Raw genomic sequence first — 13,194 nt, forward strand, 5'->3', positions numbered from 1 at the left:
CTCCCTGCGGAATAATTGATCACTTGATCAATAACCGTTGGCTAAAGATATATAGACTCAGGTTTCATGTCAACCGATCCGAGCGCATCGCGGCGCAAAGCACCGATCGAGCGGGCGGCGGAAATCGCCCGCGCCGCCCGGGAGATCGCCCTTGACGAGGGCTTGTCGGCCCTCACACTGCGTGCGGTCGCCTCCCGGATCGGGGTGACCCCGGCCCTGGTCAGTCACTACCAGCCGAGCATGGACTCCCTGGTGGCTTCCACTTTCGGGGCGATCGTGGCCGCCGAGATCGGCGAGGTGGCGGAGGAGCTGGCGCCCTGCGAGACAGCCGTGGCGGCCCTGCGGACGCTGATCGACACTCTGCTCGGACCCGAACGCAGCACCGTGACCGCGGTCTGGCTCGACGCTTGGAGCCTCGGCCGACGCCACCCCGCGCTCGCCGTGGAGGTGGGCGTTCAGATGGACGCCTGGCAGGCGTTCCTGGCCGTCCTGTTGAACACCGGCTGCGCGCGCGGCGAATTCCGGGCGATCGACCCGGACGCCGTCGCCTGGCAGCTTTTGGCGATCATCGACGGGCTGAACGCGCACGCCATCGTGCGCTACGGCCATGCACGGCGGCTGCGCGGTCTCGTGCGCACCGTCGCCGAACACGAGCTGGGGCTGCGCTCCGGGGCCCTCGGGCCCGGGGACGACTCCGGCCGCCGACCCGAACCTGACCATCCCCCGGCACCGATCACCGTGCCTGTATGCTAGGCGCATACTTCCGGTCATGGTTCTGCTGTGAACGGACGAGCGCTGGTTGAGACAGTGCATGAGGCCCCGGCGATTCGTCGCCGGGGCCTTTCCCGTTGCGGGACCGCCACTGAACCCTCGACGTTCTCCGCTGCGGGACGGTCGCTCCCGGCGGCCGACTCCCCGGCGGCCCGGAGCCGTCCCGATTCGCGTTGACAACCCGGCGGCCCCGGAGCGCTATGTGACACAGTTCCGTGCCTATCGCTGCCGCCGGGCACCTTTTCGAAGTGGAGGCCACTGTGCAGATTCCAGCTTCCTTCGACTATGTGCGCGCCAGCACGGTCGACGATGCGATCACCTGACTCGAGCGCCATGGTCCGGAGTCCCGGGTCATCGCGGGCGGGCACAGTCGTCAGCCGATGATGGAGCTCCGTCTGGCCAGACCCGAGTGGCTGATCGTCATCAACAAGCTCTTCGAACTGGACTTTGTGCTGCGCGATCGCGGCGGACCAGGCGCCGCTGCCCCAGCCGTCGGTCCTGGCTCCGGACGAGGTCGCCCAGATGCGTCGCCTGGTGCGCCGGATCGCCCTCGCCACGCCGGAATGCGTCAGCAGCCGCACCCGGAAGAGCTCCCGGAGCGCCCCGAGGCTGGACCTGCGCCGCACGGTCAGGGCGGCGCAGCACAGCGGCGGGGAACCGGTGCGCCTGGTCCACCGGCGCCGGCGCACGCGACTGCGCCGTTTGATCCTGCTGTGCGATGTGTCCGGGTCGATGGAGCCGTACACGCGGGTTTTCCTGTCGCTCCTGCAGGGCGCGGTCGCGGGGGCCGAGGCCTTCATCTTCTCGACCGGATTAACCCGGCTGACCTGTCAGCTCGCGGCGCGCGACCCGGACCAGGCTCTGGCACGGGCTGCCGCCAGCACCCAGGACTGGGCAGGCGGCACCAGGCTGGCAGAAAGCATCCGCCATTTCACGGATGCCTGGGGTCGACGTGGCCTCGCCCGCGGGGCCGTCGTCGTGATCACCTCGGATGGGTGGGCGCTGGACGACCCGGAATCGGTGCACACCCAGATGGCCCGCCTGCGGCGCCTGGCCTACCGCATCATCTGGGTCAACCCCAGGAAGATCGCTTTGCACTACCAGCCGGTGGTGGGCGGCATGGCGGCCGCGTTGCCCTTTGTCGACGCGTTCGTCAGCGGGCACAGCTATGCGGCCCTGGCAGAAGTGGCGGCGGCGATTCGCACCGACCGTTCGTACCCACACGAGAATACGAGGACCCGTTGATGGACATCAACAGCACGTTCTCCGTCGTCGCACCGATCGACGAGGTGTGGAAGACTCTGATGGACTTCGAACGTGTCGCCGGCTACGTTCCGGGGGCACAGGTGCTGAACAAGCTTTCGGATGACGCCTATCAGGTCGGAATGAAAGTGAAACTGGGTCCGGTGACCATTCAGTACAGAGGTCAGATGACCGTTCTCGAACGCGATGCGACCGCGCACCGCGCCGTGTTCGAGGGGCGCGCTCAGGAGACCCGCGGTCAGGGCACGGCGCAGGCTACGGCCACCCTCACCCTCGTCGAGGCGGAGGGCGAGACCCAGGGCACGGTCAGTGCCGAGGTGGCGCTTTCCGGCAAGGTGGCCGCGGTGGGGCGCAGCATCATCGGCAGCGTCACGGACCAGATGATGGCCCTCTTCGCGGAGAACCTGCAGGCCATGGTCACGGGTCCGGCTCCGGAACCGGCGGTGCCTGCTGCCGGGGCCACGACCGGGAAGACCGCCGAGACGGTCAGTGGGACGGGAACCGCGACGGCTCCGCCCGCCGCACCGCCGGCCCGGCCCCTCACGACGGCGCCTACCTCCCGGGCGCCGCAGCCGCCCGCCGAGACCAGCCTGAACGCCCTCGATCTGGCCAAGGGCATCGTGATGGATCAGCTCAGCAGCCTGCCCAGGCTACTCGGCGTGATCGCAGCGGTGGCGTTTGTCGCCTATTGGATCGGCCGCCGCGCCGGCGGTCGGTAGACCCGGATGAGCGAAACCGGAAGGGTCACCACCTGTGCGTGAGGTTCTGAACCCGCTGCTGACGGGATGGCAGGCCGGCGGCATTGCCGGCCTGGCCACCGTCGTGCGCACCTTCCAGTCCGCCCCCCGGCCGGCCGGCGCGTCGATGCTGGTCACCGCCGACGGGGAGGTGGTCGGCTCGGTCTCCGGCGGCTGTGTCGAAAGTGCCGTCTACGACCTCGCGACCCAGGTGATCGAGGATGGGCGGCCGGTGCTGGTGCGCTACGGCATCAGCGACGACGACGCCTTCTCCGTTGGTCTGACTTGCGGCGGCATCCTCGACGTCTTCGTCGAGCCAGTCAGCCAGGTGAGCTTCCCGGAGCTGGCCGCTGTGGAGCAGGACATCACCGGATCGGCCCCGGTAGGGGTCGCGACCGTGATCGCGCACCCCGATCCCAGCCGTCTAGGCCGACACCTGATCATCCGGCCGCACGGCTTCGACGGCGATCTGGGCTCCGAACGGGCGAACCGGGCCATCGGCGACGATGCTCGCGGGCTGCTGGCCGCCGGACGCAACCGCACCCTCACCTACGGTCCCGACGGTGAACGACGCGGTGAGGGCATGCGGGTCTTCGTCAACAGCTACACCCCGCGCCCACGGATGCTGGTGTTCGGCGCCATCGATTTCGCGGCCGCCCTGGCCCGGCTGGCTTCCTTCCTCGGCTACCGTGTCACCGTCTGCGATGCCCGCGAGGTCTTCGCCACGCCGGCCCGGTTCCCGGAGGCCGACGAGGTCATCGTCGGCTGGCCGCACCGCTACCTGGCCGAGCAGGTCGCGGCCGGGCTCGTGGATGAGCGCACCGTGGTCTGCGTGCTCACCCACGACCCGAAATTCGACGTGCCGCTCCTCAAGGTGGCCCTGACCCGCGGCCCGTTCGCCTACATCGGTGCGATGGGGTCTCGGCGCACTCACGAGGACCGACTGACCCGGCTCCGCGAGGCAGGTGTGGTCGAGGCGGAGCTGGCAAGGTTGCACAGCCCCATCGGGCTGGATCTCGGCTCCCGAACCCCGGAAGAGACGGCCGTGTCCATCGCCGCGGAGATCATCGCCGAGCAGTGGGGCGGCACCGGAGAGCCGTTGGGCAGCCTGGCCGACCGGATCCACCACGACGACCTGGACGAGCCGACCTCGGTGTAGCCGCCGCCCTACTCCCGCATCCCGAAGCGGGCGTAGATCGGATGCAACCACCTCGGCGCCCACCAGAGGCCCTTCTCGAGCGAGGTCATCACAGCGGGAACCACGATGGTGCGCACGAGGGTCGCGTCCAGCAGCACGGCCACGGCGAGGGCGACGCCGATCTGTTTCATCTGCAGCAGATTGCCGGTCGCGAACCCGGCGAACACGATCACGATGATCAGGGCCGCGGAGGAGATGATCCGGCCCGAGCTCTGCAGACCCGTCTCGATAGCGAGCCGCGTGGCCTCACCCGCCTCGTAGTGCTCCTTGATCCGGGCGAGCAGGAACATCTCGTAGTCCATGGCCAGGCCGAAGCCGAAGGTGAGCACGAGGGTCAGAACCAGAGGGTCCACCCCGGCGATCGTATCGGCATCGAAATCGAGCAGGCCTGCGAGATTTCCCTCCTGGAAACCCCAGACCAGGATGCCCACGGAGGCGCCGAGCGAGATGACGCTGATCACGAGGGCGGTGAGCGGGATGACCACGGAACCGGTCATCAGGAAGAGCAGCAGGAACGTGGCCCCGGCGATGATCAGGGCAGCCCAGGGCGCGCCGGCGACCAATGAGTCGACATAGTCGACCGACGCGGCATCCGTGCCGCCGACCCAGTGGTCGAAGTCGGGCCGGTAGTCCCGGATCTCCCGCACAACGGCCGGGCCCGCGTTCTGGTCGACGCCGACGCGCGACACCCAATGCCCGTTCACCAGGGCCGGTGGTGTCGTGCCGGTGACCTTCGGCAGCGTCGCCACCTCCTCGGCCCAGGCCGCGGCGGACGCCTCATCGGTGTCCGAGACGAGCTGCACCAGCGGGGCCGTGGCGAGGGGGAAGTGGTCGTTCAGCGCCGTGACGAACCCGTACTGGGTCGAGGCCTTCGGGATGGCGTCGGCGCCGCCGCTGGACACGTTGATGTTTAGCGCGGGGCTGCCGAGCAGGAGGAGCACGGCGATGCCCCCGAGCGCCACGAGCACGGGCGCCCGTTGCACGCGGCGAGTCAGCCGGGAGAAGACGCCCTCCCGGGGGGCGACGTCGCCGAAACGGGTCAGGAGGGGACCGAGGCCGGGGATGCGGGTCAGCAGGCCCGGCTTCAGCAGCCGTTCGCCGAAGTACCCGAGCAGAGCCGGCACAAGAACGAGCGCCGTCAGGATGGCGATCAGCACCACGGAGACCGCGCCGATGGCGATGGCACGGATGATCGTCGGTTCGAAGACCAGCAGGCCCACCGTGGCGATGGCGAAGGTCAGACCGGAGTAGAGCACCGTGCGGCCGGCCGTGTCCGCCGTGATGCCCACCGCCTGCAGCATCAGCTCGTGACGTTCCGTACGCGTTTCGCTGTCGCCGGCCCGCTCCACGAGTGCCCGGAACTCCTCGCGGAACCGGCTGACGATCAGGAGCCCGTAGTCGATGGAGAGCCCCAGCCCGATCACGGTGATGACGTTGAGCACCGTGGTGTCGATTTCCATCAGGTAGCTGAAGCCGAAGAGGGCCCCGAGAGCGCCGGCGATCGACGCCAACGCCCCGATCAGCGGGATGCCGGCCGCCAGGAATCCGCCGAAGATGACCAGCATCACAAGGAGGGCGATCGGCAACGCGATCAGCTCGCCCTTCTGCAGGTCGGCCTCGGCGACCGCCACCAGGGATTCCACCAGGAGCGGGGTTCCGCCGACTTCCACGGTGGCGTCCGGCTCAAGCTGCCGGACCTCGTCGGCCGCCACGCCGAGCCGTTCTTCCACCTCGCCCAGCAGGTCATCACTGAGGTCACCGTCTGGTGCCACCATCTGGGCGTTCAGCAACAGTCCGGTGCCGTCGGGCACCAGGAGAGGCACCGCAGCCGGGTTCGGCGAGCCGTCAGGGAGCGGTGGGATGGCGAGCGGGTTGATGACCTCTGATACCCCGTCGACTTCCAACAGGTCGGTCGTGGCCGCGGTGAGGATCAGGCCCAGGTCCGGGGCGGACAGGTCGACGTCGTGGATCAGCAGAGAGAGAGATTCCGTGTCTGCGCCCTCGGTGCCCTGCAGCAGATTGGCTGCGTGGCTGGCCTCGCCTTCAACGGTGGGTCCGGCGCTGGAGAGCCGCTGGAAAAGGTTCTCCCCCGTCACCCCGATCAGTGCCGTCGCCACGCACGCGGCGATCGTGAGCGCCCAGAGCAGCAGAGAGGTGAACCGGTGACGGGCGATCAAAATGCCCAGTGTGCGCAGCATGGCAGAAGTCCTCCGGTCTCAGGCGGCTACCGCCAAATTACTCCACCCGGCGCCGACGGACCGACACCTGTCGGGTGCCGGGACACACCGCGGGAGGTGTACGCTCGGAGTTATGCCCCGTATACCCATGGGGGTATAGTCCGGGTTGGCCTGATCGCTGCCACTTGGGACGAACGTGCGCCGCAAGATCCTTGTCGGTCGAGTCCGGGGCTCTGCGACAACTTCATCCCGAACGAATTCGACGGAGATTCTGCTCTAAACAGCGCCCGTGGGCTAAAAAACGGGAGTTTGACCTAAAATCTCCGTCGAATTGGTTCGAGACCGGAGACGACCAGGACTCACACTCACCTAGGGTGCCTCGTCGACGATGCCGATGAATGCGTTGCCGATGCCGTCGACCTCGGTGCGACTGAGGCCGGCGGCGGCATCTGGGAGTTCCTCGGATCCGTGGTAGTCACAGGTCAGATAGGTGAAGGCGGGCCACCACTTCTTGGGACGCGCGGCTTCGGAGAACCCGCAGACATCACAACGTAGTTCCACCCAGACCGGCTTCTTGCCGGTGCGGTTGGCCCGAGACTGCACGAGCCACGCCGGCGGGTTGCGCTCGATCTCGGCCAGTTCAGCCTCCGACATCCGGGAGGGCAGTTCGTGGCGCTGCGCCATTTCGATCGGGATATCCAGGCGCAGGGCGGCGATTCGTCGGGTAATCATCTTGACCAAGGATAGGCGTTCCCGGGCCGGGTAGCCTCGTCGGCTACGGCACTCCCTGCGTCAAACTCGACTTTCTCGACCCGTCGACGTCGGCCGAGGCCCGGAGCACCAACGGTGCGATCACGGTGGGGCTGCCGGCGGACGGGGTGACCTACCGGGTGGACGCCCGCGCGACCAACGGCGAGAGTGACAGCGGGTCGGTCCCGAGCGACTCCTCTTCCCGCCGCTCCATCACTGCGGCGACCGCCAACGGGAAGGTGACGGCCGAAGCCCGCTGACCGGTCGAAGGGGCCGCCCATGAAACACTGGGGTATGCGCGAAACCGTCTCCCCCCTCGGCCTGCTGCTCGACGTGGACGGGCCGATCGCCAGTCCGGTGTCCCGGACCATCGCCATACCGAGCATCATCACGGATCTGATCAGCCTGGCCGGAGCCAACGTTCCGATCGCATTCATCACCGGGCGGTCGTCGACATTCATCCGCGAGAAGGTTGTCGCGCCCCTCCGCGCAGCCGGACTGCCCGAGTCGATGCGCATGTACGGGGTCTGCGAGAAGGGAGCCGTCTGGTTCCCGATCACTGCCGCGGGGATGGGCGAGATCGTCGTCGATGACAGCGTGGCCCTGCCGACCGCCGCCGTGGATATGCTGCGCAACCTCGTCGTCGACGGGTTCAGCGACACGATGTTCTTCGACGAGACCAAGCAGGCCATGGTCTCGGTCGAGCAGCGCACGGATGCCGACCACGGCCGGTACCAGGCCGCCGCGGTGGAGTTCAACGAGGCCGCATTCGGGGTGATGGTTGAACTCGGGCTGGGCATCCGTTTCGGTGATCGAGTCGTTCCGGACCAGGCCGGCACCGTGGGATTCCGGATCGACCCGACGATCATCTCGACCGACATCGAGTCGGTCACCCTGGACAAGGACCGCGGCGCGGAGCGGGCGCTGGCCTTTTTCTCCGAATCGGGAACACTCCCCCGGGTCTGGCGCTCGGTCGGCGACTCGCGCAGCGACTACCTGATGGCCGACCACCTGCATGCCGCCGGCTATGACGTCTCGCATGTGGATGTGCGGCCGTCCGACGGTATCCTCGAGCGCCCCTACCCCGTGATCGTAGAGGGGTCCCTGATCCACGACGCGGCCGGCGCAGAATTCCTCCGGTACTGGGCCGACAAGCTGGGCCTGCGCGAAGCGGCTACTCCGAACTGAAGCGGATGCCGTCCTGCAGGCGGCTCCGCAACTCGAACACCTTCTCGAAGCTGCCGCGGTCCATTCCGGGCAGCCCGCTGCGCAGCACCCCGATCAGCCGTGACCTCGGCAGCGTGATCACGGTCGGGCGCCGGCCACGTCCGGGGACCGTCAAAGGGTCAGTCAGGGCCTCGTCGGGCAGCACGACCAGCACAGCGGTGAACCTCACCCGCAGCGACTTCGCCAGAGCCCGCACGACACCCTCGACGTCTTCGATCGGACGAACATCGGGGCCGAGGGCGTCACCGACGAGCTCCCCGCGCCGAAGCTGCACCGGCCCGCCCCAGTCCTCGGACAGGACCGCGAACAGTCCCGCCGGGCCGAGCACGACGTGATCGACCTTGCCGCCCTGCATGCCGGCAGCCACATCATGCCAGGCCGTGAAGCCGATCCCGAGGGCGGAGACGAGTTGCGCCGTTGATTCCTCGGCCAGAGCCTTCGCCAGCCAATGCCGGATCTCCCGCGGCGCCGAACGGATCAGCGTCGGGGCATACGGGTCATCGATAGAGGTTCCGCGCCCGGCCCATTCCCGAAGCAGTTCGAGGTAACGCTGGCGCGCCTCCCCACCCGGATGGCCGTACATGCGCGCGCGCGGCCCAGCCTGCGTGGCCTGCCCGCGGCCGGCTCCGGAGGCGTAGGCGGGGCGCTCCGGCTCGGAGAGCGCGTCCGGGTACCGGCGGCGGTCATAGTCGGCGCGCCCCTCCGGGGTTCCCACCCGCTCCCACGCGATCTGAACGAGGTGGAAGGCGGCGGCGTCTCCGCCGACGTCCGGATGCGTGTGGCGCAGCAGGCGACGGTAGGCACGACGAAGTTCGTCGTCACTTGCCGACGGGCTGACGCCGAGTACCTCGTAGGGCGACGCCGCGGTCGGGCTATCTGACATCCAGCGTTCTCTTTCAGCGTTAGTGCGGCCGGCAATGGAACAGCCAGCCAATCGTTCCCTCACACTACCGACCCTGGCTGGCATAACACCGGATGCGCCCCGGGCCTCGGCCCGCAGAGACCCGATTTCATGGCACGATCAGCATATGACGACGCACGGCCAACGCCTCCACCGCTCGAGTACCCGACTTATCGGCATGTTCGCGGTGGGTGTCGTCGTCGCTGTTCTGGCCGGGGTGTGCGGGAGCTGGACCCTGGCTCCGATCGCGGGCTGGGCGGCCGCTTGCGTGACGTATGTCACCTGGGTGTGGATCACCATCGGCCCCATGGACAACCAGAACACGGCCAGCCATGCCTCCCGGGAGGATTCGTCCCGAGGTGCCGCCGACATCCTGATTCTTCTCAGCAGCCTCGGCAGCCTCGGCGCTCTGGTGTTCCTGCTGGTGGGGACCGACACCAGCTCGGTCACCGCACGGGGAATCCTGGCGGCGGCGGCGGTGCTCAGCGTCGGACTCTCCTGGATTCTGGTGCACACCCTGTTCACGCTCCGCTATGCCTCGCTCTACTACTCCGGGCCCGACGGCGGGGTGGATTTCAACCAGGCGGTGCCACCGAGTTACGGGGATTTCGCCTACCTGGCCTTCACAATCGGGATGACTTTCCAAGTGTCAGACACCAGTCTGCAAACGCACGCAATTCGGATGACGGCGTTGCGCCACAGTCTGCTCTCGTATCTGTTCGGCTCGTTCATCTTGGCTACCCTGATCAACCTGGTGGCCGGCCTGTTGCGCTGACGAGGCCCGTCAGTCGGCAAACTCCCGGACCGAGCGCACAGCGCTCCCGCCGAAGACGACCACCCACACGCCAGCGTCGCCGTCCACGGTCAGCCCGTCGGGGTAGCCGGCCGCGGCCGGAAAGCCGGCACAGGGAAATAGGCCAGGGAACCGGCCATCCGAGTCGCAACCGCCCTCGTTCATCCCCAGGCCGGGAACATTCGAGAGCACGTCCAGCTTGGTGACCGTTCCCGCGGCGTCTTCGAGCGCGAACCCTCGTTCGAGCGCGAGAACGGCTCCGCCGACACTTCGGGGCCGGAGGGCCGCCGCGATCAAGCCGACATGGTACCGGGGGCTGCGACCTAGTCGCGGAGGATCTGCACCGGGATGGCCACGGCCAGGGAAACGCAGAGGATGCCGCTGAGGAAGATCGGCAACTGCCAGGCCGTCACCTCGAACGCGAACCCGAACAGCCAGAGACCGAAGACGAAGATGGCCATTGCGACGGTGAAGGCGACGGCGTTCATGGTGCGATCCTTTCGAGCGATGCCCGCACTGCACGCCGGGCCGATGAAACGAGCGTACCCGGTCGAGCGTCAGACCGTCGACGGCGCCCCGACAGGCTCGATGAGTTCCGGACCGTCACCGCGCACCGGGGCGACCTCGTGATAGCTCAGGCTCCCGACGGTCTCCCGGGCGGCGGCCACCGCGGCGTCGACCAGGGCCTGGTCACCCGGAGTATGGGGGTCGAGCCACTGGTCCCACCATTCTTCCGCCAGGATCACGGGCATCCGGTCGTGGAGGGCGGCCAGGGGACCCTCGGCGTCCTGGGTGAGAATCGTCGCGGACAGTACCCACCGGGCCGGGTCGTCGTCGGCCAGGGCCGGATTGCGCCACCAGGAATAGAGGCCGGCGAAGGCCAGTGGAAGACCGTCGTCTGAGTGGATGAAGTACGGAGTCTTCACGGTGCCGTCCGTGTGCCACTCGTAGTAGCCCGTGGCCGGGACCAGCGCGCGCCGGGAGGCGACCGAACTCTTGAAGGTGGGCTTCTCCGCCGCCGTTTCGGCACGGGCGTTGAAGGTGGCGAAGGACGACTGCAGCTCGGTCGCGAATGAGGGGACCAGGGACCAGCGCGCGCCCTCGAGCCGGCGCACAACCGGCCCGGCCTTGGCTGACTCGAGCACGATCGGGATCTTTTCGGTGGGTTTGATGTTCCACGACGGTTCCGGCAGGTTCTCGCCCTCGTGCTCGACGTCGAACATCGCGGCGAGATCGGACGCCGTGTCCGTGATGATGAATCGACCGCACATGGAGACAGGTTACTACCGGACGCCGACACCCCGGCCTGAGAGCGCAGACCGTGCCGACCATCCGCTAGCGTCGATTCCGGTGTCGGCGAGGCGCAGGAGCGAGGAAGACCGTCAATGGACGAGCGGAACATGCAGGATCGGTACAGTGCGGATGTACTTTCCCCCGGCTGGCGGGACGCTGGCCGGAAGGTCATTCCGACGCAGGAAGCCATGCCCGACCTGGTCGTCGAAGAGGTCGCGACCGGTTTTTGCGGTGCTGTGGTGCGGATCGAGAAGAAGATCGTCACCCTGGAGGACCGCCACGGTCAACTGCGCCTGTTTCCGCTCGGCGGCGGATTCTTGATTGACGGCGAGCCGGTGGTGCTCGTCGTCCCGGTCAAGGCGGCGCCGCAGGGCCGCGCCCGCACCGCCTCGGGATCGATGGCCGTGCGGGATGCCCCGGCGCGGGTGGCCCGAGCCAGCCGCATCTTCGTCGAGGGCCGGCACGACGCCGAGCTTGTGGAGAAGGTCTGGGGAGCCGATCTACGGATCGAGGGGGTCGTCGTCGAGTACATTGAGGGCGTCGACAACCTCGAGGAGCTCCTGCAGGAGTTCCGCCCGGGACCCACCCGGCGGGTCGGGGTGCTGGTCGACCACCTGGTGCCCGGATCGAAGGAAAGCCGGATCGCCGACGCCGTGGCGCGCGGACCGCACGGCCGGAATGTGCTCGTGGTCGGGCATCCATATATCGACGTATGGCAGTCCGTGAAGCCGAACCGCCTGGGAATCACGACGTGGCCCGCGATTCCGCGCAGCATCGAATGGAAGCACGGGATCTGCGAGGCCCTCGGCTGGCCCCACGAGGACCAGGCCGATATCGCCCGGGCCTGGCAGCGGATCCTGGGTCGGGTGCGCACATTCGCCGATCTGGAGCCGCAACTGCTGGGCCGGGTGGAGCAGCTGATCGACTTCGTCACCACCGAGTAGTGCAGGGTGCGCCCTGATCGGGTCATAACCTGCAATCAACGTAACGCTTTGGAACCGAATTGGCACGGAATCTGGATGCACCGCGGCGATGTGGGCTAGGGTTGTCTCAGTAGTTGTAGTGCTTGCACGTCTTATAACGCGGTGACCTCGGTCGCCGCGGCGTATTCCTTTCGGAAGCGGACGACGAATACCGCGACGAACGGCCTCGAAAGTCGGGGCCTTTCTAACACTCCTGGAGGAGTTTCATAATGGCAACAGGTACCGTGAAATGGTTCAACGCTGAAAAGGGCTTCGGCTTCATCGCTCCCGACGACGGAAGCGCCGACGTGTTCGCGCACTACTCCGCGATCGCATCGAACGGCTACAAGTCGCTCGACGAGAACCAGAAGGTCGAGTTCGAGGTAACCCAGGGCCCGAAGGGTCCTCAGGCCGAGAACATCCGCGCCCTCTAAAGTTCGCAACTGCTCAACTAGCGAGGCGGCTTTCCGAGTCGCATAGCTCACGAGCTTCGACAACGCCCCTGCTTCGGCAGGGGCGTTGTCTGCGTTAAGCGAACTATTTGACGAGGTCCTGCCAGCCGTCACCGTCGACGTACTCGAAGATAAGGTTAGTCTCGGTGTGCGCAACCGCCGGATGCTCCGCCAGATGCTGCAGGACGAAGTCACGCAGGTCCGACGCGTCCGCCGCGGCCACGTGCAGCAGATAGTCGTCGGCGCCGGCGGTGTGGAACAGGCCGATCACCCCGGGCCAGTGCGGCGCCGCCGCCCGGAACGCGTCGATCTGCACGCGGGCGTGCTTGACCAGACGAACCGAGATCAACGCCTGCAGGGACGCGCCCAGCGCGGCCAGGTCGATATTCGCGCGATAGCCTCGGATGTGCCCCAGCTGCTGCAGCCGGCGCAGGCGTAGCGACACGGTCGACTCGGCGACGCCGATCTCCGCGGCCAGCGCCGCACCGGAGGCACGGGCGTTGACGGACAGCGCACGCAGGAGCGCCCGGTCGACCCGGTCGATTTCGGCTTTCTTCGGTTCCATCGGCCTACTCTTTCTTCCGTGAGCAGTTTATGCGAAAGCTTTCGCTGATTCGCAAGGGTCTGCAAGGATGATTGCGCCGTGCGGCAGAATCTGTTTGTGTCTGTG

At 67.5% G+C, this 13,194-nt stretch carries 16 protein-coding genes; 9 read left to right on the forward strand and 7 right to left on the reverse strand.

Annotation, left to right across the window (positions count from 1 at the left end; all coding sequences use genetic code 11):
- Nucleotides 1–66 precede the first annotated feature (66 nt).
- From E3N94_RS11060 to E3N94_RS11075, 4 genes are all read left to right on the forward strand, one after another.
- On the forward strand, nt 67–753 hold the full coding sequence (locus E3N94_RS11060; RefSeq protein ID WP_134570237.1) for a TetR/AcrR family transcriptional regulator: 687 nt from the start codon (nt 67–69) through the stop codon (nt 751–753).
- A gap of 465 nt (nt 754–1,218) precedes the next feature.
- Entirely contained in the window at nt 1,219–2,016 is a 798-nt protein-coding gene (locus E3N94_RS11065) for a VWA domain-containing protein (RefSeq protein ID WP_241987112.1), read from the forward strand.
- Nucleotides 2,016–2,753 carry an SRPBCC family protein gene (locus E3N94_RS11070; protein WP_134570238.1) on the forward strand — a complete coding sequence of 246 codons (738 nt, stop codon included), beginning with the start codon at nt 2,016–2,018 and terminating at the stop codon, nt 2,751–2,753. Before E3N94_RS11065 ends, E3N94_RS11070 begins: the two co-directional genes overlap by 1 nt.
- Before the next feature lie 34 nt (nt 2,754–2,787).
- Nucleotides 2,788–3,930 carry an XdhC/CoxI family protein gene (locus E3N94_RS11075; RefSeq protein WP_134570239.1) on the forward strand — a complete coding sequence of 381 codons (1,143 nt, stop codon included), beginning with the start codon at nt 2,788–2,790 and terminating at the stop codon, nt 3,928–3,930.
- 8 nt (nt 3,931–3,938) lie between these two features.
- Here the strand turns inward: E3N94_RS11075 and E3N94_RS11080 are convergent, their stop codons facing one another.
- Together E3N94_RS11080 and E3N94_RS11085 are read right to left on the reverse strand one after the other, a co-directional pair.
- Nucleotides 3,939–6,167 (reverse strand): MMPL family transporter, encoded by a 2,229-nt coding sequence (locus E3N94_RS11080; RefSeq protein ID WP_134570240.1) that lies wholly within the window; start codon nt 6,165–6,167, stop codon nt 3,939–3,941.
- Nucleotides 6,168–6,515: 348 nt separating this feature from the next.
- Nucleotides 6,516–6,878, reverse strand: a complete 363-nt coding sequence (locus E3N94_RS11085) for a hypothetical protein (protein WP_104169945.1) — start codon at nt 6,876–6,878, stop codon at nt 6,516–6,518.
- Between the two features lie 125 nt (nt 6,879–7,003).
- On the opposite strand from E3N94_RS11085, the gene E3N94_RS16585 reads away from it, so the two are divergent.
- Both E3N94_RS16585 and E3N94_RS11090 read left to right on the forward strand, forming a co-directional pair.
- Nucleotides 7,004–7,156, forward strand: coding sequence for a hypothetical protein (locus E3N94_RS16585; protein WP_166790097.1), 153 nt, complete (start codon nt 7,004–7,006; stop codon nt 7,154–7,156).
- Nucleotides 7,157–7,175: 19 nt separating this feature from the next.
- Entirely contained in the window at nt 7,176–8,084 is a 909-nt protein-coding gene (locus E3N94_RS11090; RefSeq protein WP_241987113.1) for a hypothetical protein, read from the forward strand.
- Here the strand turns inward: E3N94_RS11090 and E3N94_RS11095 are convergent.
- A complete protein-coding gene (locus E3N94_RS11095) occupies nt 8,071–9,006 on the reverse strand; it encodes a DnaJ domain-containing protein (RefSeq protein ID WP_134570241.1) in 936 nt (311 codons plus the stop codon). The two genes, E3N94_RS11090 and E3N94_RS11095, sit on opposite strands and share 14 nt — an antisense overlap.
- A 145-nt stretch (nt 9,007–9,151) precedes the next feature.
- On the opposite strand from E3N94_RS11095, the gene E3N94_RS11100 reads away from it, so the two are divergent.
- Nucleotides 9,152–9,799 carry a DUF1345 domain-containing protein gene (locus E3N94_RS11100; RefSeq protein WP_241987114.1) on the forward strand — a complete coding sequence of 216 codons (648 nt, stop codon included), beginning with the start codon at nt 9,152–9,154 and terminating at the stop codon, nt 9,797–9,799.
- Nucleotides 9,800–9,808: 9 nt separating this feature from the next.
- On the opposite strand, the gene E3N94_RS11105 is transcribed toward E3N94_RS11100, so the two are convergent.
- The 3 genes from E3N94_RS11105 to E3N94_RS11110 form a co-directional block, all read right to left on the reverse strand.
- The gene (locus E3N94_RS11105; RefSeq protein WP_134570242.1) at nt 9,809–10,114 is read right to left on the reverse strand and encodes a hypothetical protein; all 306 of its coding nucleotides are present in this window, start codon (nt 10,112–10,114) and stop codon (nt 9,809–9,811) included.
- A 26-nt stretch (nt 10,115–10,140) separates the two neighbouring features.
- Nucleotides 10,141–10,305, reverse strand: coding sequence for a hypothetical protein (locus E3N94_RS16590; protein ID WP_158250294.1), 165 nt, complete (start codon nt 10,303–10,305; stop codon nt 10,141–10,143).
- Between the two features lie 69 nt (nt 10,306–10,374).
- Entirely contained in the window at nt 10,375–11,088 is a 714-nt protein-coding gene (locus E3N94_RS11110) for an SOS response-associated peptidase (RefSeq protein ID WP_104102136.1), read from the reverse strand.
- Between the two features lie 129 nt (nt 11,089–11,217).
- Between E3N94_RS11110 and E3N94_RS11115 the strand changes: the two genes are divergently transcribed.
- Both E3N94_RS11115 and E3N94_RS11120 read left to right on the forward strand, forming a co-directional pair.
- Nucleotides 11,218–12,054, forward strand: coding sequence for a DUF3097 domain-containing protein (locus E3N94_RS11115; protein ID WP_134570252.1), 837 nt, complete (start codon nt 11,218–11,220; stop codon nt 12,052–12,054).
- A 248-nt stretch (nt 12,055–12,302) separates the two neighbouring features.
- On the forward strand, nt 12,303–12,506 hold the full coding sequence (locus E3N94_RS11120; RefSeq protein WP_035840308.1) for a cold-shock protein: 204 nt from the start codon (nt 12,303–12,305) through the stop codon (nt 12,504–12,506).
- 103 nt (nt 12,507–12,609) lie between these two features.
- Here E3N94_RS11120 and E3N94_RS11125 read toward each other — a convergent pair whose 3' ends face one another.
- Nucleotides 12,610–13,089 (reverse strand): Lrp/AsnC family transcriptional regulator, encoded by a 480-nt coding sequence (locus E3N94_RS11125; protein ID WP_104102139.1) that lies wholly within the window; start codon nt 13,087–13,089, stop codon nt 12,610–12,612.
- Between the last annotated feature and the right edge of the window lie 105 nt (nt 13,090–13,194).

This window comes from Cryobacterium sp. Sr3, assembly GCF_004402835.1.
GTDB lineage: Bacteria > Actinomycetota > Actinomycetes > Actinomycetales > Microbacteriaceae > Cryobacterium > Cryobacterium sandaracinum.